Source organism: Streptomyces sp. NC-S4 (genome assembly GCF_054353315.1).
In genome coordinates this window covers 6,393,191-6,413,210 of record NZ_CM135937.1, presented here as the reverse complement: position 1 = coordinate 6,413,210, position 20,020 = coordinate 6,393,191, and the positions used below count along the sequence as shown (strand labels likewise).

18 protein-coding genes are annotated in these 20,020 nt (G+C 73.0%); 14 read left to right on the top strand and 4 right to left on the bottom strand.

The window, feature by feature from the left end; all coding sequences use genetic code 11:
- The first annotated feature begins 468 nt into the window (after window positions 1-468).
- Window positions 469-1,497 (top strand): septation protein SepH, encoded by a 1,029-nt coding sequence (gene sepH, locus ACXNSR_RS28900; protein ID WP_458638288.1) that lies wholly within the window; start codon window positions 469-471, stop codon window positions 1,495-1,497.
- A 40-nt stretch (window positions 1,498-1,537) separates the two neighbouring features.
- Here sepH and ACXNSR_RS28895 read toward each other — a convergent pair whose 3' ends face one another.
- Window positions 1,538-2,383, bottom strand: coding sequence for a sulfurtransferase (locus tag ACXNSR_RS28895; protein ID WP_458638287.1), 846 nt, complete (start codon window positions 2,381-2,383; stop codon window positions 1,538-1,540).
- A gap of 176 nt (window positions 2,384-2,559) precedes the next feature.
- Here ACXNSR_RS28895 and ACXNSR_RS28890 point away from each other — a divergent pair, with 176 nt between their 5' ends.
- Complete coding sequence (locus ACXNSR_RS28890) at window positions 2,560-3,345, top strand: VOC family protein (RefSeq protein ID WP_458638286.1); 786 nt, start codon at window positions 2,560-2,562, stop codon at window positions 3,343-3,345.
- Between the two features lie 2 nt (window positions 3,346-3,347).
- On the opposite strand, the gene ACXNSR_RS28885 is transcribed toward ACXNSR_RS28890, so the two are convergent.
- Window positions 3,348-4,613: an MFS transporter gene (locus ACXNSR_RS28885; RefSeq protein ID WP_458638285.1), complete on the bottom strand. Its 1,266-nt coding sequence runs from the start codon at window positions 4,611-4,613 to the stop codon at window positions 3,348-3,350.
- Between the two features lie 159 nt (window positions 4,614-4,772).
- Between ACXNSR_RS28885 and ACXNSR_RS28880 the strand changes: the two genes are divergently transcribed.
- The 11 genes from ACXNSR_RS28880 to ACXNSR_RS28830 all read left to right on the top strand — a co-directional run bounded on the left by ACXNSR_RS28880 (window position 4,773) and on the right by ACXNSR_RS28830 (window position 16,324).
- Window positions 4,773-5,801 carry an ABC transporter substrate-binding protein gene (locus tag ACXNSR_RS28880; protein WP_458638284.1) on the top strand — a complete coding sequence of 343 codons (1,029 nt, stop codon included), beginning with the start codon at window positions 4,773-4,775 and terminating at the stop codon, window positions 5,799-5,801.
- Window positions 5,791-6,921, top strand: a complete 1,131-nt coding sequence (locus ACXNSR_RS28875; protein WP_458638283.1) for a FecCD family ABC transporter permease — start codon at window positions 5,791-5,793, stop codon at window positions 6,919-6,921. The genes ACXNSR_RS28880 and ACXNSR_RS28875 overlap by 11 nt, the downstream gene beginning before the upstream one ends.
- Window positions 6,918-7,760, top strand: a complete 843-nt coding sequence (locus ACXNSR_RS28870; RefSeq protein ID WP_458638282.1) for an ABC transporter ATP-binding protein — start codon at window positions 6,918-6,920, stop codon at window positions 7,758-7,760. The genes ACXNSR_RS28875 and ACXNSR_RS28870 overlap by 4 nt, the downstream gene beginning before the upstream one ends.
- Window positions 7,757-8,590, top strand: coding sequence for a Rossmann-like domain-containing protein (locus ACXNSR_RS28865; RefSeq protein ID WP_458638281.1), 834 nt, complete (start codon window positions 7,757-7,759; stop codon window positions 8,588-8,590). The genes ACXNSR_RS28870 and ACXNSR_RS28865 overlap by 4 nt, the downstream gene beginning before the upstream one ends.
- On the top strand, window positions 8,587-9,612 hold the full coding sequence (locus ACXNSR_RS28860) for a GHMP family kinase ATP-binding protein (protein WP_458638280.1): 1,026 nt from the start codon (window positions 8,587-8,589) through the stop codon (window positions 9,610-9,612). Before ACXNSR_RS28865 ends, ACXNSR_RS28860 begins: the two co-directional genes overlap by 4 nt.
- Window positions 9,533-10,543, top strand: a complete 1,011-nt coding sequence (locus ACXNSR_RS28855) for a pyridoxal-phosphate dependent enzyme (RefSeq protein WP_458638279.1) — start codon at window positions 9,533-9,535, stop codon at window positions 10,541-10,543. The genes ACXNSR_RS28860 and ACXNSR_RS28855 overlap by 80 nt, the downstream gene beginning before the upstream one ends.
- Window positions 10,544-10,700: 157 nt before the next feature.
- Entirely contained in the window at window positions 10,701-12,011 is a 1,311-nt protein-coding gene (locus tag ACXNSR_RS28850; RefSeq protein WP_458638278.1) for a sensor histidine kinase, read from the top strand.
- A 75-nt stretch (window positions 12,012-12,086) separates the two neighbouring features.
- On the top strand, window positions 12,087-14,279 hold the full coding sequence (locus ACXNSR_RS28845) for an MMPL family transporter (RefSeq protein ID WP_458638277.1): 2,193 nt from the start codon (window positions 12,087-12,089) through the stop codon (window positions 14,277-14,279).
- A 163-nt stretch (window positions 14,280-14,442) separates the two neighbouring features.
- Window positions 14,443-14,649: an MbtH family protein gene (locus ACXNSR_RS28840; protein ID WP_458638276.1), complete on the top strand. Its 207-nt coding sequence runs from the start codon at window positions 14,443-14,445 to the stop codon at window positions 14,647-14,649.
- 4 nt (window positions 14,650-14,653) lie between these two features.
- Window positions 14,654-15,607, top strand: coding sequence for an ATP-binding cassette domain-containing protein (locus ACXNSR_RS28835; protein WP_458638275.1), 954 nt, complete (start codon window positions 14,654-14,656; stop codon window positions 15,605-15,607).
- 3 nt (window positions 15,608-15,610) lie between these two features.
- Window positions 15,611-16,324 (top strand): 4'-phosphopantetheinyl transferase family protein, encoded by a 714-nt coding sequence (locus tag ACXNSR_RS28830; protein WP_458638274.1) that lies wholly within the window; start codon window positions 15,611-15,613, stop codon window positions 16,322-16,324.
- A 13-nt stretch (window positions 16,325-16,337) separates the two neighbouring features.
- Here ACXNSR_RS28830 and ACXNSR_RS28825 read toward each other — a convergent pair whose 3' ends face one another.
- Window positions 16,338-17,048 carry an AfsR/SARP family transcriptional regulator gene (locus ACXNSR_RS28825; protein WP_458638273.1) on the bottom strand — a complete coding sequence of 237 codons (711 nt, stop codon included), beginning with the start codon at window positions 17,046-17,048 and terminating at the stop codon, window positions 16,338-16,340.
- A gap of 530 nt (window positions 17,049-17,578) precedes the next feature.
- Window positions 17,579-18,622: a hypothetical protein gene (locus ACXNSR_RS28820; RefSeq protein ID WP_458638272.1), complete on the bottom strand. Its 1,044-nt coding sequence runs from the start codon at window positions 18,620-18,622 to the stop codon at window positions 17,579-17,581.
- A gap of 457 nt (window positions 18,623-19,079) precedes the next feature.
- On the opposite strand from ACXNSR_RS28820, the gene ACXNSR_RS28815 reads away from it, so the two are divergent.
- Entirely contained in the window at window positions 19,080-20,006 is a 927-nt protein-coding gene (locus tag ACXNSR_RS28815) for a 3-oxoacyl-[acyl-carrier-protein] synthase III C-terminal domain-containing protein (protein ID WP_458638271.1), read from the top strand.
- Window positions 20,007-20,020 lie beyond the last annotated feature (14 nt).

Here is a 20,020-nt window from a genome sequence, read left to right as displayed (position 1 = left end):
GAGCGAAGCGAATAGTTCCGTTTCTGGCGATTATGTGAAGCAAGACACCTCAAAACGGACCACGGGTGCAGGTCGGACCCGATCGAGGGCAGGCCGACTCCCGCCGTCCGGGTAAAGTTCGGCGGCGCGGCGGTCCACCCAGGTGGCCCGAATGGAGTACTGTGGCGAGCCCTGGGGCCGTCCTTCCTTTCGGATGTCCGGACTCGGGAGAGGGGGCCGACGGATGGAACACGGCACTCGATGACCGGTGATGCCGCGGTATCGCACGGGCTCCTGCTGCGCACAGTAACCATCCGGTCACTGTGCGTGCCCAACAGGTAACCGTGCCATAACGGCGATCAAGGGCGCATGCCCGACACGCCGGTTTAACTCGGCAAGGTTGTGGCAGGCTGCACCCGGGCAGGCCACACTCGACTAGCGGAAGCAGCGACGCACGTGACGTCGGCAGGCACCACCCGGGAGGTCCCCATGCCCGAACTGCGTGTCGTGGCCGTCTCAAATGACGGCACACGACTGGTGCTCAAGGCTGCGGACAGCACGGAGTACACGCTTCCGATCGACGAGCGGCTCCGGGCCGCCGTCCGCAACGATCGCGCGCGCCTGAACCAGATCGAGATCGAGGTGGAGAGCCACCTCCGCCCCCGCGACATCCAGGCCCGCATACGGGCCGGTGCCTCCGCGGAGGAGGTCGCTCAACTCGCCGGCATCCCCGTCGACCGCGTGCGCCGCTTCGAGGGCCCGGTGCTCGCCGAGCGCGCGTTCATGGCCGAGCGCGCCCGCAAGACCCCCGTACGCCGCCCCGGTGAGAACACCGGTCCGCAGCTCGGCGAGGCCGTGCAGGAGCGGCTGACCCTGCGCGGGGCCGAGAAGGAATCCGTCCAGTGGGACTCCTGGCGACGCGACGACGGCACCTGGGAGGTCCTGCTCGTCTACCTGGTCGTGGGCGAACTGCACTCGGCCAGCTGGACCTACGACCCGCCGCGCCGGCTGGTCGTGGCCGTGGACGACGAGGCGCGTTCCCTGATCGGCGAGTCGGAGGACCTGCCGACGGCGCCGGAGCCCAGCTTCCCCTTCGTCCCGAGGATCGCCCGGCTGCCGCGCGACCGGCCGCTGGACCGCGCCCTGGACCGGCAGATGGAGCGGGCCGACAACCGGCCGGCGCCGGCCCCGGAACCGGAAGAGGAACGCGACACGCTCACCAGCCTCTTGGAGGCGGTACCGAGCTTCCGCGGCGACATGGTGGTCCCGGACCGCACCGAAACCCCGGACGACACCGAACCGGAGGCGGAGGAGCCGCCGGCCCCGGCCGCCTCGGCGGGCGCGGGCGCCGCGTACGCCGATGTCCTGATGCCGCGCACGGTGGCGGGCCACCGGGACCGCCTGACGGGCACCACCGACCGCCAGGCCGAGGCCGACGGGGTCCGCCCCGGGCGCCGTGCGGCGGTACCGAGCTGGGACGAGATCGTCTTCGGCACCCGCCGCAAGAAGCAGGAGTAGCCCCGCCGCCGGGTCCGGCCCGGCGGCAGCGCCGGTCGGCCTACTGGGGGTCCGGGCCCGTGGCCACCGGGCGGGCCGGGTCGCCGGACCACTCGGACCAACTGCCCGCGTAGAGGTCGGACTCGATACCGGCCACCTCCAGGGCCAGTACCTCATGCGCCCCGGAGACCCCCGAGCCGCAGTACACGCCCACCGCCGTCCCCTCGGACGCGCCGAGCCCCTCGAACCGGGCGCGCAGGGCGTCCGCCGGCAGGAACCGCCCGTCCGGACCCACGTTCTCCGTGGTCGGGGCCGACAGCGCGCCCGGGATGTGGCCGGCGACCGGGTCGATCGGCTCGACCTCGCCCCGGTAGCGCTCCCCCGCACGCGCGTCCAGCAGGACCCCCGCCCGCGCGCGCAGGGCCGCGGCGTCCGCGTCCAGCACCCCGACCGCACCCGGGGTTGGCTTGAAATCGCCCTCCACGGGAGTCACCCGATCGGCCGTCACCGCACCCCCGGCGGCCGTCCAGGCGGGCAAGCCGCCGTCCAGGACCCGCACGTTCGGGTGACCCGTCCAGCGCAGCAACCACCATGCCCGGGCCGCCGCCCAGCCCAGCCCGCCGTCGTACACAACGACGGGTTCGTCCGCCCGGACGCCCGCCCGCCTCATGGCCTCCCCGAAGGCCTCCGGGTCCGGCAGCGGATGGCGGCCGCCCGCCCCGGGCGGACCTGCCAGTTCGCGGTCGAGGTCGACGTACACCGCTCCGGGCAGGTGTCCTGCCTCGTAGGCGGGCCGCTGGTCGGGGCCGCCGAGCTGCCAGCGGACGTCCAGCAGCACCGGCGGGCGGGGGCCCGCCAGCTCGTTCCTCAGTTCGGCGGCGGCGAGGATCGTAGATTTCGCAGTCATGCCGGTCATCTTCCTCCCCGGCCGGCACCGGCGTAACAGGCCCGTCATCCGAGGGCCGAACCGATCCGGTCAACTCCGCGCCGGGCCGCATTTATGCGGCCCGGTCGGGGCGCGCCGGGTCGCCGGGAGTGGAAGCATCAGCACCGGTAAGCGCCACGACGGAGGAGACGGCTGACATGACCGAGGCAGCGGAAGCAACCCGGCGCACGCCCGGCACCCCGTGCTGGGTGAGTCTCATGGTGCACGGGCTCGGGACCACCGAGGACTTCTACGCCGACCTGTTCGGCTGGGAGTACGAGCCGGGCCCCGAGCAGCTCGGCCCGTACGTCCGCGCGGTGCTGGACGGCCACGAGGTGGCCGGGATCGGCGAGATGCCGCCGGACCGGCATCTTCCGGTGGCCTGGACGACGTACCTCGCCACGGACGACGCGGACGCGACGGCCGAGTCGGTCCGTGCCTGCGGCGGCACGGTCGCGGTGGGTCCGCTGGATGCCGGCATCGCGGGGCGGGTGGCGATCTGCTCCGACCCGCTGGGCGCCATCTTCGGGCTGTGGCAGGCGCAGAGCCGCATGGGCACCCGGCCGTACCGCGGGCCGGGCACCCCCGTGTGGAACGAGCTGGTCACCCAGGACACCTCCACGGTCGGGAAGTTCTACGAGCACGTCTTCGGCCACGAGGCCCAGACGCACGCCGCGGCCTCCGACGACTTCGACTACCTGACCCTGCACCTGGAGGGGCACCCGGTGGCCGCCGTGCACGGGGTCGGCCGCTCGCTGCCGCACGACCGGGGGCCGCACTGGATGGCGTACTTCGAGGTGGCGGACACCGATGCGGCGGCGGCGCGGGTCGTCGAGCTCGGCGGGCGCGTCGTCGACCCGCCCCGTGAGGGCCCGCGCGGGCGACAGGCCACGGTCGCGGACCCGGAGGGCGCGGTCTTCGCCCTGGTGCACCCGTCGCGCTGAGGTCAGCGCTCCCCGGACTCCGGAGTCCGCCCGAAGTGCCGGGCGGTGGGTACGAGAGCGGCCGCGGCGGGAACGAGGAAACAGGCCGCGGCGCACACGGCGAGAACCGGGGTGACGCCGAAGGCGGCGATGGCCGGGGCGATCAGGGCGAGGCCCACCGGGGCGAGGCCGTAGGACAGGAGGAAGTCCAGCGAGGAGACGCGGGCGAGCTTGTCCGGGGCGACCTCGCGCTGGGTGGCGGTGAACCAGGGCACGTTGAACAGCTCGATGCCGATACCGGCCACGGCGTAGGCCGCGATCACGACGGCCGGATGGACCGGCAGCATGAGGCTCAGCGGCGCGAAGCCGTACAGGGCCAGGCCGGCGAAGGCGCTCCAGCCCTGGGAGCGGGGCCGTCGGCGAGCGGTGACCAGGGCCCCGCCGAGCGCGCCCACGGTGTAGGCGGTCATGGCCGCGGCCATGACCCACCCGGTGCCGTAGCGGTCGCGGCTGATGAGGGGCAGGGCCACGCCGGTGGCGGAGTAGCCCAGCGCTATCACGGCGGTCAGGGCGCCGAGTCCGGCGAGGAACCAGGGGTGGCGGCGGGCCTCGCGTATGCCGTCGACGAACTCGGCGCGCAGGGACGCCCGCGGAACGGGGGCCGCCGATCCGGCGGAGGCGGCCGGGGCGCCGCGGCCGGGCAGGAGGGCGGCGACCAGCCAGAGCAGGCCGATCCCCAGCAGCAGCGTCCCGACGTCGGTGAACGCCGCCAGCAGCGCCGTCAGGGTGGGGCCCGCGAGCGTGGAGGTCCGTACCGCCACGGTCATGGCGGCGTTGGCCTGCTGCCTGCTGCCTGCGGCGACGGTCTCGGCGGTGAGGGCCTGGAAGGCGGGGCGGCAGGCTCCCTGGCCCGCGCCCGCGAGGGCGGCGGCCAGCGTCATCACCAGCAGCGAGCGGCCGAGTCCGAGGGCGAGGAGCGGGGCGGCGGACGCGGCCGCGAGGGCGGACCACAGCACGACGGCCCGGCGCGAGTGACGGTCGGCCAGCACCCCGCCGACGGCGACGGCGGCGAGGAAGCCGGCGGTGCGGGCCGCGAGGACCAGGCCCAGGCCGGCCGCGCCGAGTTCGCGGTGCAGGACGGCGAGCCCCAGGACGAAGGGCAGCGCCCAGGTCGCGAGTCCGGAGGCGGTGGTGCCCGCCCACAGGCGCAGGAAGGCGGTGTCGCGCAGGACGGAACGCGCGGGCGGCGGGCCGGTCGTGGGCGTCGCGGGCGCGGGTGTGGTCGCCACGGTGGAGTGCTCCTCGTTCGTCGGCGGGTCGCGGATCGCGGTTCGGCAATGCCCGACCCGGGGGTGTTAATGAAAACGATAACCATTACAGTACCCTTCGAACGCGGCACTCCTGCCCGGTGCACGACCACACCCACGCCCTCCCAGACCGGAGAACCCATGCGCCACCGCGCCCGGATCGGCATCCCCCTCGCACTCGCCCTGACCCTCGCCACCACGGGCTGCTCGACCACCACCGGCGACCGCGCACCGAAGGGCGAACCCGCCGCCCGGACGGCGGCACTCGACAGCTGCGGGCGACGGCTCTCCCTCGACCGGCCCCCGCAGCGCGCCGTCGCCCTGGACCAGACCTCGACCGAAACCCTGCTGGAACTGGGGCTCCAGGACCGGATGGCCGGGACGGCCAACCTCAAGACGAAGATCCCCGAGCAGTACCGGGCTGCCTACGCCAAGGTCCCGGTCATCGCACCCAAGATCGCCACCGGCGAGCAACTGCGCGCGGCCGCAGCCGACTTCGTGGTGGCCGGCTCCTCCGACCTCTATACGAAGGACCGCGCCGGCACCCGCGAGGAACTGGCCGCCCTCGGGGTCCCCACCTTCGTCAGCGCGGTGGACTGCCCGCAGCAGAACGAGGCCGGGAAGACCCCCTTCGAACTGCTCTTCTCCGACTACGAACAGCTCGGCAAGGCCTTCGGCAGCGAGGAACGGGCCGCCCGGCTCGCCCGGGAGCAGCGTGCCGCCGTCGCCCGGGCCGGCGAGAGCGCTTCCGGGGCCACCGCCCCGGGCGGGAAGCAGCCCACCGTCGTCTTCCTGTACTCGGTCTTCAACGGCATGCCCTACGTCGCCGGGCGGACCGGTCTGCCCAGCGAGATGAGCCGGATCGTCGGCGCGAAGAACGCCTTCGACGACGTGGCCGAGGACTGGCCGGAGGTCTCCTGGGAGGAAGTCGCCCGGCGCGACCCGGACTTCATCGTGATCGGCGATCTCGGCGAGCGCGGCCGGCCCGGCGACAGCGCCACCGAGAAGCGCGCCACGATGGCCGCGGAACCGGTGGTCTCCGAGCTGGCGGCGGTCCGCGAGAACAGGATCATCGAGGTGCCGGGCATCGAACTGGACCCCTCCGTACGCTCCGTGCACGCCCTGGGGCTGCTGGCGGCGGGGATGAAGGACCTCGGACATGCCCGCTGACCCGGCGGCCGCGGCGGTGGACCTGCTGCTGCCGGCGGCCCGCGAGCTCCGGGTGAGCGAGCCGCCCCCGGCACCGCGGGCCGGGCGGGCCGCGCGGACCGGCGGACCGGCCCGGGCGGCGCTGTTCCCCGCCGGGGTCCTCGTCCTCGTCGCCTCGGTGGCGGCGAGCACCCGGATCGGCAGCGCCGACGTGGGGTGGACCGACCTCGGCCGGGTGCTCGGGACCCGGCTGGGCCTGGCCACCGAGCCGCTGCCGCCGCTGCTGGACTCGCTGGTCTGGGACCTGCGGCTGCCACGGGTCCTGATGGCGGCCCTGGTCGGCGCCTCGCTGGCGGTCTGCGGCACCGTGCTGCAGGCCGTCACCCGCAACGCGCTGGCCGACCCGTACCTGCTCGGCGTGTCCTCGGGGGCCTCGGCCGGGGCGGTGGCCGTGGCCGTCCTGCCCCTGTCCGGGCAGGCCGCCGGAACCCTCGGGATCACCGGCGGGGCCCTCGTCGGCGCCCTGCTCTCCTTCGGCCTGTTGCTGGCACTGCTGCACCGGACGGGCCTGGACTCGGTCCGCATCGTCCTCACCGGCGTGGTCGTCGGGCAGCTCTTCACCGCCCTGACCTCGCTCGCCCTGATGGCCTCGGCCGACGCCGACACCACGCGCGCCCTCACGCACTGGCTGCTGGGCTCGATGGCCCCGGCCCGCTGGGACGCCGTCGTGGTCTGCGCGCTCGTCACCCCGCTGGGGCTCGCGGCCGCCTGGCTGTGCGCGAACGCCCTCGACGGCCTCGCGTTCGGCGCGGACACCGCCGCCTCGCTGGGGATCGGCGTACGGCGCACCCGGATGCTGCTGCTCGTGGTGACGGCCGTGCTGACCTCGGTGGCGGTGGCCACCGTCGGCGCCATCGGGTTCGTCGGGCTGATCGTCCCGCACGGGGTGCGCCTGCTGGCCGGTCCGCTGCACCGGGTGCTGCTCCCCCACGCGGCGCTCGCGGGCGCGGTGTTCCTGGTGTGGACCGACGCCCTGGCACGGGTCGCCTTCGCGCCGCGCGAGATACCGGTCGGCGTGATCACCGCGCTGCTCGGCGTACCGCTCTTCCTCCTCGTCCTGCGCAGGCGGGGTGAGCTGTGAGGATCACCGCCGAAGGCCTGAGCTGGTCGGCCTCGGGCACGCCCGTCGTCCGCGGGGTCGACCTGGACATCGCGCCGGGCGAGACGGTCGGACTGCTCGGCCCCAACGGCTCCGGCAAGTCCTCGCTGCTGCGCTGCCTGGCCGGGCTGCGCGTGCCCGACGCGGGCACGGTGCGCTACGACGGCCGGTCGATCCACGACTGGAGCGCACGCCGGATCGCCCGCCGGACCGCCTTCGTGGAACAGGACTCCGGACCCGGCACCGACCTGCGCGTCGTCGACGTCGTGGGGCTGGGCCGGACCCCCTTCCGCGACGGCCCGCGCGGACCGGACGCCACCGACCGGGCGGTCGTCGCGGCCGCGCTGGACCGCGTCGGCCTCACCGCGCTCGCCGGGCGCTCCTGGAAGGGCCTGTCGGGCGGCGAGCGGCAGCGCGCCCACATCGCCCGCGCGCTCGCCCAGCAGCCGTACGCCCTGCTCCTCGACGAGCCCACCAACCACCTGGACGTCAAGCACCAGCTGGAGCTGATGGAACTGCTCGCCGGCACCGCGCAGACGGTCCTGGTCGCCCTGCACGACCTCACCCTGGCCGCCCGCCACTGCGACCGGCTGCTGCTCATGGACCGGGGCCGCCTGATCGCCTCCGGCGCCCCCGCCGCCGTCCTCACCGCCGAGCACCTCGCCCGGATCTTCGAGGTCGACGCCGAACTGGCCACCGACTCCCTGGGGCGGCCCTCGGTGTCCTACCGCGGCCCCCTGCGCGCCGCCCCGCCCGCACCCGAGTCCGAACCCGAATCCGTACCCGCGTCTCTTCCCGTACTCCGACAAGGAACGTCATGACGAGCCACCCGACCACCGCCCCCGCACCGACCGTCGACGCCCTCATCGCGGACGTACTGGCCGGTGAACACGGCCCGCTGCCCCACGAACTCACGGCGACCAGCGTGTTCTGGATCCACCACGGCACCCGGCTGGCCGGCGGCACCACCACCTACCTCAACCAGTACGTCCTGGTGCGCCTGGGCGGATCCTTCGGCGGCTGCGCCTTCGAGGCCGGTGAGATCGACCCGGCGATCTGCCGCGACTCCTCGGGCGCCCCGCTCGACGTCCTGCTGCGCGAGGCCCCGCGCCCGCTGCGGATCGCCGCCCTCGACGCGTACCTGGCCGAGCGGCTCCCGCACCGAGACGCCGGGGCGGAGCCGCTCGTCCTGCCCGCGGGCACCCCCGAAGTCCGCGCCCGGGCCCGCGACGCGGCCGTCGCCGGGCTGCTGGACATCGGCGCGGGCGCCCGGGTCGGCCTCATCGGCGTGGTGAACCCGCTGGTCGCGGCGATCCGTGAACGGGGCGGCGTACCCCTGCCGTGCGACTTCAACCTCGAGACCACCCAGTGGGGCGATCCCGTCACCACCGACATGCACGAAGTGCTGGAGCGTGCCGACGTCGTCGTCGCCACCGGCATGACCCTCGGCAACGGCTCCTTCGACACCGTCCTCGACCGCTGCCGCACCCGGGGCGTCCCGCTGGTCGTCTACGCACAGAGCGGCGCCGCGGTGGCCCGGGCCTTCCTCGGCTCCGGGGTGACCGCCCTGTCCGCGGAGCCCTTCCCCTTCTCCCAGTTCAGCGCCGACCCGACGACCCTGTACCGCTACCGGACGGCGGGACGGCCGTGATCGCGCCCGCCGCCCGCCGCGGCGCCGGGCACGCCGCCTGCCACCACGGCGAGATCCTCCAGGGCGTCTTCCTCGACGCCGCCGGGCGCCGGTGCGCCGGCCTGGTCACCCTGCCGATGACCGGCATGGGCAGCCGGGCCGAGTTCACCCGGCTGCCCGGCACCCCGCCGGAGCGGCTCACCGTCCTGCCGGGCGACCGTACGAAGGCCGCCCGCGCGGCGGCCCTCACCGTCGCCGAATGCGCGCCGCGGCGCCGGGAGCCGCCCTGCGGAGGGGAGTTGCGGATCACCGGAGACATCCCGGTGGGCCTCGGCATGGGCAGCTCCACCAGTGATGTCATCGCCGTCGTGCGCGCGGTCGCGGACTCCTACGGGGTGCGGCTGGCGCCCGCCACCGTGGCCCGGCTGGCGGTGCGCGCCGAACTGGCCAGCGACCCGCTGATGCTCGACGGCCGCCCGGCGCTCTTCGCCCAGCGCGAGGGGCGGGTGCTGGAGGTCCTCGGCCCCCGGCTGCCGCCGCTGGTCGTCGTGGGCTGCGCCCTGGGCGGGGGCGCGCCCGTCGACACCCTCGCCCTGCCGGTCCGTACGTACGACGAGGCCGACGTGCGCGCCTTCGAGCGGCTGCGCTCCCTGCTGCGGCGGGCCGTGGCCACGGGCGACGCGGCCCTGCTGGGCCACGTCGCGAGCGCCAGCGCGCGGCGGGGCCAACAGCTCCTGTGCCACCCGGAGTTCGACACGCTCACCGGCATCGGCCGGCGGCTCGGTGCCCTGGGGGTCCAGATCGCCCACAGCGGTGCGGTGGCCGGTCTGCTCCTCGACCCGGCGGCCGCGGGCCTGCGCCACCGGGTGCGCAGCTGCGTACGGGCCCTGGAGAGCAACGGCATCGCCGCGACCCGCGTCTTCACGACCTTCCCGCCCGTTCCGACGACCAAGGAGTTCCCGAGTGGACCAGCACATCGCGGAGGCCATCGGCCGGCCCGACCTGATACGCCTCGACGACCGGCTCGTCTGCCTGCGCTTTGAGACGATGAAGGTCGTCTCCGCCCTGGCCGCCGTCCGCCACCTGCTCGACACGGGGGCGGTGCGGCGCGGGGACACCCTGCTGGACAGCTCCAGCGGGATCTACGCGTACGCCCTCGCGCTGGCCTGCCACCGCCACGGGATGCGCTGCCACATCGTGGGCTCGACGACCGTCGACGGCACGCTGTGCGCCCAACTGGCCGTGCTCGGCGCGACGCTGGAGCGGATGGAGCCCTGCGAGGACCTGAAGCTGGACCAGAAGCGGCGGGTCGAGCGCGTCCACGAGATCCTCGCGGAGCACCCCGACTACCACTGGATGCGGCAGTACCACGACGACATCCACTACCTGGGCTACCGGGCGGTGGCCGAGCGGATCTCGCGGTCGACCGGCGGGGACGCCCTGACCCTGGTCGGCGGCGTCGGGTCGGGCGCCTCCACGGGGGCCCTCGCCCGCTACCTCAGGGAGGACTCCCCCGATGTGCAACTCGTCGGCGTGCAGCCCTTCGGCAGTGTCACCTTCGGCGCCGGGCACGTCGCCGACCCCGAGATCATCATCGCCGGGATCGGCAGCTCCATCCCCTTCGGGAACGTCAGCCACGCGTCCTACGACACGCTCCACTGGATCTCCTTCGACGCCGCGCTGGCCGGCAGCGTCGACCTGTTGCGGCGGCACGCGGTCTTCGCCGGCCTGTCCACCGGGGCCGGCTACCTCGCGGCCCGCTGGGAGCGGTCCCGGGCCCCGGAACGTACGGTCCTCTTCATCGCCGCAGACACCGGCCACCGGTACGTGGACGGCGTGTACGCCCGCCACCGCGAGGCGGCCGCCGTCGACTCCCTGACCCCGCGCCAGGTCACGGACCGGACCGAACTCGCCCTCCCCTGGTCCCGGATGGACTGGAACCGCGCCCCGGACACACGGCCGGCCCACGGCTGAGAGCCGGGCCCGCGGCCGGGGCCGGCGGGCAGGCCGCCTGCCGGGCGCGCCGCCGGGCCGATCGGCAACAGGGGTACTAGCACCCCTGAGATCCGTTCGGATGATCGCCATGCTGAGTGCACAGCGAAACGGCGGCAAGCGCGAAGTGAGGCAGGACATGAGTGCACGTACGGGCGAGATCGAGAAGACGGGCCGCAACCTCGGCGGTTCCGCGGCGATGATCCTGCGGGGCGTGGCCCTGACGGGACTGGCGGTCTACGAGGGGCTGTTGCTCCTGTGGGTCTCGCTCGTCGTCTGCCTCTGCTTCGTCGGCATCGGGATCCCCCTCCTGCCGGGTGCGCTGAACGCGGTCCGCAAGGACGCCCGGACCCAGCGCAGGCTGGCCGGGGAATGGTCCGGCGTCCGGGTGGAGGCCTCGTACCTCCCCGAGCCGGCCGGCGCGCCCGGTCCGGTGTGGAAGCGGGCCCACCGGATGCTCGGTGACAGCGCCACCTGGCGGGACCTGCTCTGGACCCTGGTCAACCCGCTGGTCGGCCCCCTGCTGGCGCTGCTTCCCGCAGCGGCCGTACTGGGCGGGCTCTGGGGCCTGAGCCTCCCGTTCGTGTGGGACGGCCTGCCGGAGTCCTGGAACAGCGTGTGGTTCACGTTCATCCCCGTGGACAGCCAGGGCACGGCGATCCTGGCGGCCGCCCTCGGCCTCGTGGAGATCGCGGCCGGACTGGCCCTGCTGCCCCGCCTGATGCTGCCGCTGCACGGCCGCTGGGTGCGGCTGATGCTGGGGTCCACCCGCGCCGCGCTGAGCGACCGCGTCGAGCACCTGGCCAGCACCCGTTCCGACGCCATGGACATGAACGCCACCGAGCTGCGCCGGATCGAGCGGGACCTGCACGACGGTGCCCAGGTGCGTCTGGTGGCCCTGGGCATGACCCTCTCCGCCGCCGAGTCCCTGGTCGAGCGGAACCCCGAGGCCGTACGCGCCCTCCTCGCCGAGGCCAAGGAGAACTCGACCAAGGCCCTGAACGAACTGCGCGACCTGGTCCACGGCGTGCACCCGCCGCTCCTCGCCGACCGGGGCCTCGTGGACGCCGTCCGCACGCTGGCCCTCGAACTCCCGATGCGGATCCACGTCACCGGCTCGGTTCCCGGCCGGCTGCAGGCTCCGGTGGAGTCCGCCGCGTACTTCGCCGTCGCCGAACTGCTCAGCAACGTGACCAAGCACTCCAAGGCCTCCGAGGCCACCGTCGACATCCGCTACTCGGACCACAGCCTGCGCGTCGCCGTCCACGACGACGGTGTCGGCGGCGCCGACACCCGGGGCGGCTCCGGTCTGTCCGGGGTCGAGCGCAGGCTGGCCGCCTTCGACGGCCTCCTCGTGGTCACCAGCCCGCTGGGCGGGCCCACTTCGATCGCCTTCGAGATCGCCTGCGACCTCCTCAGTGATTCCGCGGCCGACGCTCCGGCCAACTGACCACCGGCTCCAGCCCCAGCTCCAGGAAAGAACATGCGCACGCCGCTCTTACCACCGATCGAAGGACATCTCGACATGCCGGTCAGCAATCGTCACTTCGCCTCCCGGATGGGACGCTGGGGCGCGACACACCCGTGGACGGCCATCTTCCTCTGGCTCGTCATGGTCGTGGGCGCCTTCTCCGTCGGCACCGTCGTCGAGACCAAGGAAGCCACCAACCAGGACCTGCTGGTCGGCCAGTCCGCCGAAGCCGCCCGGCTCGTCGAGGAGAACGGACTGCGGCACCCCGCCGCGGAGAACATCCTGATCGGCAGCCGCGCCGGCCAGGCGGCCGACGCGCAGACCGCCGCCGCCACCGAGCTGCGCCAGCGGCTGGCGGCCCTCCCCGAGGTCGCCTCGGTGAGCGACCCGATCGGCTCGCCGGACGGCCGGGTACTGCTGCTCCAGGTCGCGATGAAGGGCGACGCCGACACCGCCGCGGACCGGGTGACCCCGCTCCTGACGGCCACCGCCGACGCCCAGAAGCAGCACCCCGACCTCCTGATCGAGGAGGCCGGTGACGCCTCCATCAAGCACGACTTCCAGAACTGGCTCGCCAAGGACGTCCAGAAGGCGACCACGATCAGCGTCCCCGTGACCCTGGCGATCCTGCTCCTCATCTTCGGCGCGATCGTGATGGCCGGTGTTCCGGTACTGCTCGGCCTGATGGCCGTCGCCTCGACGATGGGACTGTGGGCCCTGGCCTCCCAGCTCGTGCCGGACCCGGGCATGGTGGCGGACGTCATCGTCCTGATGGGCCTCGCGGTCGGCGTCGACTACTGCCTCTTCTACCTGCGCCGCTACCGCGAGGAGTGCGCCAACGGATACAACCCGGCGTCCGCGGTCAGCATCGCGGCCGCCACCTCCGGCCACTCCGTGATGGTCTCCGGGATCGCGGTGATCGTCTCCGCCGCGGGCCTCTACCTCTCCGGTGACGTGATGCTGGCCTCCATGGCCACCGGTGCGATCATCGTGGTCGCCGTCGCGATGGTATCCGCGGTCACCGTCCTGCCCGCCCTGCTGGTCAAGCTCGGCCGCGCCGTCGACCGCCCCCGCGTCCCGCTCGTGTGGCGGCTCTCGCAGCGCAACGGCACCCCCCGCGTCTGGGGCTTCCTGCTCCGCCCCGCCACCCAGCACCCGCTGGCCGCCCTCCTGGTCGCCGTCGGCGCGCTGGTGGCCCTGGCCCTGCCCGCCCTGGGCATGAACCTGAAGGCCACGCAGGTCGACGACTTCCCGCGCTCGCTGAGCACCATGCAGACCTACGACCGCCTGGTCGACGCGTTCCCCTCCACCGCGAACACCGACACCGTCGCCGTACGGGTCCCGGCCGGCGAGAGCGACCAGCTGCGCACCCGGCTGACCCGGCTGTCCGAGTCCATCCAGCAGGACCCGCTGTTCGCCAAGGACAGCCCGCCCCGGATCCGCTTCTCCGAGGACGGCCGCGGCGCGGTCCTGGAAGCCGGCACCCCGACCGCAGCCGGCACCGACGCCGCCCGTGACTCCGTCACCCGCCTGCGCACCGGCCTCGTACCGGACGCCCTGCGGGGCCTGACGGGCGTCGAGTACGCCGTGGGCGGTGCGCAGGCCGAGGACATGGACTACACGTCCAACCTCAACAGCCGGCTGCCGCTGGTGATGGGGGGCGTGTTCGCACTGACCTTCCTGATCATCCTGCTCGCCTTCCGTTCGGTGGTCGTGGCCATGACCACCGTGGTGCTGAACCTGCTGTCCGTCGCCGCCTCGTTCGGCTTCCTCTGCCTGGTCTTCCAGCGGAACTGGGCCGAGGACCTGCTGGACTTCACGTCGACCGGGCACGTCGTGTCCTGGGTGCCGATCCTGCTGTTCGTGATCCTTTCCGGGCTCTCGCTCGACTACCACGTCTTCGTGGTCAGCCGGATCCGGGAGAGCGTGGTCGCCGGGATGACCACGAAGAACGCGGTCGTCGACGGGATCACCCGCACGGCCGGCGTCGTGACCGGGGCCGCGGCGGTCATGGTCGCGGTGTTCGCCACCTTCGGCACGCTGACCTTCATCGAGATGAAGCAGATCGGCATCGGTCTGGCGGTGGCGATCGTCATCGACGCGACGGTCATCCGGATCTACGTCCTGCCCGCCGCGATGACCCTCCTCGGCCGGGCCAACTGGTGGCCGTCGCGCACCGGTCCCTCCAGCCGGCTGCCCAGGCCGCAGCGCTCCGAGGAGATGCTCGAGGAGGGGGCCCGCGTCTGACCCGGACGCGGCTGGACGACCGGCCCGGCCGTGCGGGGCGGGGCGGGGACCGTCGGGTCCCCGCCCCGCACCTGCGATCAGCCGCCCGTCAGCTTCTCGTCAGTGCCCATCAAGCATAGTGGTCAAGGAAGTTGACCATGACGAACAGACAGGACGAACGTAGATGAGCAACCCTTTCGACGATCCTGAAGGCACCTTCCACGTGCTGGTCAACGACGAGAACCAGCACAGCCTGTGGCCCTCCTTCGCCGAGGTCCCCGCGGGCTGGCGCCAGGTGCTGAGCGACGTCGCCCGCGAGGACGCCGTGCGCTACGTGGAGGAGCACTGGACCGACCTCCGCCCGCTGAGCCTCGTCGAGCACGGAGCCTGATCCCGTGGCGGCTCACGCGCCGGCGGCGATCGAGGCCGAGGGCCTCCGCAAGGACTACAAGGACCACCAGGTCCTCAAGGGGATCGACCTGCACGTCCCCGCGGGCACCGTGCTCGGGCTCCTCGGGCCCAACGGAGCGGGCAAGACGACGACCGTCCGCATCCTCAGCACGCTGCTGCGGCTCGACGGCGGACGGGCCACGGTGTGCGGCTTCGACGTGTCGAAGAGCCCCCGCGAGGTGCGCCGGAGGATCGGGCTCTCGGGCCAGTACGCCGCCGTGGACGAGGAACTGTCCGGGCGGGAGAACCTGGTCCTGCTCGGCCGGCTGCTCCACCTGGGCGCCCCGGCCGCCCGCGCCCGGGCCGAGGAGATGCTGTCCCGGTTCCACCTGAGCGACGCGGGAAGCAAACCGCTGCGCGAGTACTCGGGCGGCATGCGGCGCAGGCTGGACCTGGCCAGCACCCTGGTGGGCAGCCCGGAGGTCATCTTCCTGGACGAGCCGACGACCGGTCTGGATCCGAAGAGCCGCCTGGACCTCTGGGCCGTCGTACGGGAGCTCGTGACCGAGGGCGTCACGGTACTGCTGACCACGCAGTACCTCGAAGAGGCCGACGAACTCGCCGACCGCATCGCGGTGATCGACCAGGGAACCGTGGTCGCCGAGGGTTCCGCCGACGAACTCAAGCGCAGGGTCGGCGAGGAGCGTCTGGAGATCACGGTCGCCGATCCCGCCGACATGCCCGCGGCGCTGACCGCCCTGGAGGGGGCGCGGGTCGGTGAGCTGACCCGGGACGACCACAAGGGTGTCCTCGGCATCCGGCTGAAGGACGGCCTGGCCGGCATCGCCGGTGCCGCGGCCGCGCTGCACCGGGCGGGGATCCCGGTGTCCGACTTCGCCCAGCGGCGGCCCTCGCTGGACGAGGTGTTCCTTACGCTGACCGGCCAGCGGGCGGCGTAGCGCATGCCGGAGCGGGCAGCGGTCGCGTGCCTCGTCCTGTGGGCGCCCGCGCTCGACCGGGCCGAGATCCGCGGGCTCATGTCGGCCGAGGAGCGTGCCCGGTACGAGCAGTTCGCGGAGCCCTCCGACCGGGCGCGGTTCGCCACGGCGCGGGCGCTGGTCCGGACCGCGATGGGCCGCGCCACCGGCACCGCCCCGGACCTCGTCCGGTTCGACCGGCGGTGCCGGTACTGCGGCGGCCCGCACGGGAAGCCGCGGGTACCCGGCGCGGCCGTGAAGTTCTCGCTCTCCCACTCCGGCGGACGCGTGGTCCTGGCCCTCGCCGAGCACGCCGAGCCGGGGGTCGACGTGGAACGGATCGCCCCCCGGCGGATCGGACGGCTGGCGCCGCGCGTGCTGTCCGCCCCGGAGCTGCGTGCTCTGGAGGCCGTGCCGCCGGCGGACAGGTCTGCGGCCTACCACGTGTACTGGACGCGCAAGGAGGCGGTCCTCAAGGCCGTCGGCCGGGGGCTTTCCGCCCCCTTGCGCGGCATCACCGTGTCCGGGCCGGACCGCCCGGCGGAACTGACTCGGTGGGAAGCCGGCTTCGTTCCGCCGGACATCGCCATGTCCGACCTGCGGCCGGGCCCCGGGTACGCGGCGGCCCTCGCCGTCGAGACCCCCGGGCCCATCGACCTGGACGAGCGGCACCTCGACGATCCGCTGGACGTGCCCTGATGCCCCGTACCGGTTACCGGTCGGCGAAGACCATGCCGGCGTCGATCGCCGGGTCCTGCATGAGGATGGCCTCCTGGATCCGCCGCATCCTCTTCCTGGGTTCCAGGCCCAGTTCGGTGTTCAGCCAGGCGCGCACCCGCTGGAAGACGGCCAGCGCATCGCCCTGGCGGCCGACGCGGTAGAGCGCGAGCATCAGCAGCTCGGACATCCGCTCCCGTTCGGGGTGCTCACAGGCGAGCTGCTCCAGTGCGCTGACGACCGCGGCCTCCCGGCCGATGCTGAGCCTCGCCTCGTAGAAGTCCTCCAGCGCGCCGAGCCGGCGCCCGGCGAGCCGGTTGGCGTGGGCGATGCAGGTGAGTCCGCCCGCGACGTCGGCGAGCGCCTGACCGCGCCAGAGGCGCAGCGCCTCGTCCAGGAGCTGCGCCGCCTCGTGGGGCGAGTCGTGCAGGAGTGCGGAGCCGCGGGTGGCCAGCTCGTCGAACCGGTGCGCGTCGACGGCGTCCCGGGGGAGGTCGAGGAGGTAACTGTTGGCCGAGGTCCGCACCAGCAGGTTGCCGGGCACGCCGGTCATGTCCTCCAGGGAGGTCCGGAGCCGGCGCATGTTGGCCTGGAGCGCGTTCTTCGGGTTCTTGGAGTCCTGGTCGGTGGCCAGCTCCTCCATCAGGAGGTCGACCGATACGGCCTCTCCCGGGGTGAATGCCAGAACCGCCAGGAGTGTTCGCACGCGATTCGCCCCCAGGCTACGCGTATGGTTCCCCACCGTGACCTGCGTCGATCCGAGCACCTGTATCGAAAGTCGCACATCTACCGGTCGGTAAGTTATCACTGGTCCCCGTCCCAAGAGCTTCGAACACTAAATGGTCGACCTTTGTTCCCCATTCCGGAACTCACCTGGGGCAAGGTCCGGCGGGAATCCGAGGGATTCGTGGAAGGGCAGATGCTGCTGCGAGGTGCGCGGAACCGCAAGGCCGTGCGCAAGAAGTCCCCCCGGACACCGCTCGCGCCGGGAACTGCCGCCGGACTTCATCGCGCCTGGCCAGTCGCGATATGTCCGTTCCGGTTCCCAAACCTCAATTTCCTCGGCTGCAACCTAACACGCCGCGCACGCGCGCGACTTCCGCAATTGAACAAACAAGCACCTTGCTTGAATTCACACCCTCATTGGCCGAAAACAGCCGAGGGTGCGGGCAGTTCCCCCGCCGTGCGGACCGGCCGGCCCCGGGGGGCACCCGGAACCGGGCGCCCCCGGCTGCATCACAGCAGGTCGAGCCGCTGGCCGACGCCCAGTTCCAGCGCCGTGCGGTGGACCGCGTCGATCAGCCCGACGTCCAGGATCGACATGCCGAACGGGTTGCTCACCACATAGCCGGTCGTCGGACGGATGGCCGGAACCCGACCGAGCAGCACCTGGCCCAGTGTGCCCTCGACGGACCGGCCCGCCCCGCGCGCCGGAGCCCCCTGCGTGCCCGGCCGGGTCACCTTCCCCTCCTGGAGCAGGCTGCCCAGGATCCGCCGCGGGTTCTCCTCGATCAGGTCGAGGTCGTCCCCGTAGACGGCCTGCGCCCCGAGGAAGACCTCCTCCGTCAGGTCGCCGAGGGAGACGTGCGCGACGAAGCTCCCCGGGGCGAACAGGGAGGCGGGCAGGTACGGTTCGCTGCTCGTGGTCAGCGTGACCGTGACGGGCGTGGCGCTGATGGCCTCGGCCGCCGTGGCCGCCACCGTCACCGTGAGCTGCGGATGCTTCTCGCCCGACCAGGAGACCAGCTCCGCCGCGCGGTCGGCGGACAGGTCGAAGACGACCACCCTGCGCACGTCCGGGAAGGCACCGACGAGCAGGTCCAGGTGCGCGCGGGCCAGGGCTCCCGTACCGATGAGCGTGATGCCGTCCCAGTGCTGCGGCCCGACCGCCCGCAGGCTGACCATCGTGTATGCGGCGGTACGGACCGCGCTCAGGTAGCCGGCCTCCGCGATCAGCTTGGGCCGGGCGGTCTCGGGATCGAAGACGAAGCTCAGCCCGCCGGCCCGCTCCATCCCCTTGGAGGGGTTGTTCACCGCGGCGTTGATGAGCTTCATGCCGTAGACCGGGCCCTCCTCCCGGTGCAGGGCGCCCAGCATCGCGATGGCGCGGCTGTAGGCCCCGTCACTGTTGGTCCAGGGCAGGTAGCCCTCGGCCGGGATCTCGGTACGCCCTGCGGCCTGGATCCGCAGGACGTCCGCGGCGACCTCGACCGGGTCCAGCTTGTCCAGGCAGGCGAGTACGGCCGGCCGGCTGAGAAAGAGCAGGCTCTCCTGGGACATGCGTTTTCCTCACCTTTGAGAATTGGAATGCGCTCCGGCGCTATGGCACGGCTGCGGCGAGGGCCGATCGTATGGCGACCGGCCGGCACACCCGCCCATGAAGGGCCGCCCCGGAATCGCGGAGTGCACACGGACCCGGGCTGCGCCATGCGGAGAGCTGTCGCAGAGTAGCCGACCATCTCCCGTTGTCAGTAGGGGAGTTCGTGTGAACATCCCGTGGCGATGCCGCAGGCGCCCACGGGAAACCGATCTGATCCCCTCCGGTCGATTCCCGTCAGCGCTCGGTCAGCAGCGTGTCAATTCGGCCCACTAACTTGATCAGCGTCCCCTGGAGCGCAAGGCCGGGGGATCAGGTGCGCACGGGGAACGCCCGGCCGGTCGGAACAACGGCGGTCCGCATTCAGCGCTCCGCGCCGACCTGTTCTTCCATGACTGCGCTGAGAGGAGCCGGCCAGCCGTGACCTCGCTGACCGAAGTATCAGCCCACTGGCCCACCCAGGTTTCCATCACGAGCCGCCAGGAGGCCCTGGGCCTGACCGATACCGAACTGCGCCGCTACGGCCGGGGCTTCGGCCTGTCGGAGATCTGCTGGGACGACACGGAGTCCGAGACGGAGAGCCTGCTGGCCGCCGTCCGGAAGCTGGCCCTGCTGCCGGGCCAGGAGGACCGGGTCCGCTACGTGCTCCGGGCCCGGACGCAGCGGTTCACCTCGCCCTACCCGCTGAGCCCGCTGCACGAAGTGCGCCGCGAGGCCGGCCTGCGCCACGCCAGGACCTTCGCCCTGACCGAACAGGCCTGCGCCTCGGGCCTGCTCGCCGTCGACGTGGCGGGCATGCTGCTGGCGGACGAGGACCCCGACGCGCTGGCGCTGGTCCTCGTCGGCGAGAAGGCGCACGGCGAGGTCTCCCAGGTCCTCGGCGGCATGGGCATCACCGGCGAGGGAACCGCGGCCGTGCTGGTCTCCGCCCACGGCACCAGCGACCGGGTCCTGGGCTTCGCCACGCGGACCGTGTCGGTGGGCGACCCCGGCCTGATCATGCCCGACGAGGCCTTCGTCCGCTTCCGGGAGATGTACGCCGACGTCCTCATGGAGGTCGTGGGCAGCGCGCTGGACCAGGCCTCGCTCACGGCCGATGACATCAGCCTGGTGCTCCCCCACAACGTCAACCGGATCGCCTGGGTCAGGCTCAGCGACCGGCTCGGCGTACCGGTGGAGCGCATGTTCCTGGACAACATCCCGCAGACCGGGCACTGCTTCGGCGCGGACCCCTTCATCAACTACGCGACCGCGACCGAACTCGGCCGGCTGAGCCCCGGCGACCGCTACCTCATGGTCTCGGTCGGGCTCGGAGCGAGCTTCGCCGCGATGGTCGTGGAGCACTGACGTGAACGCACAGC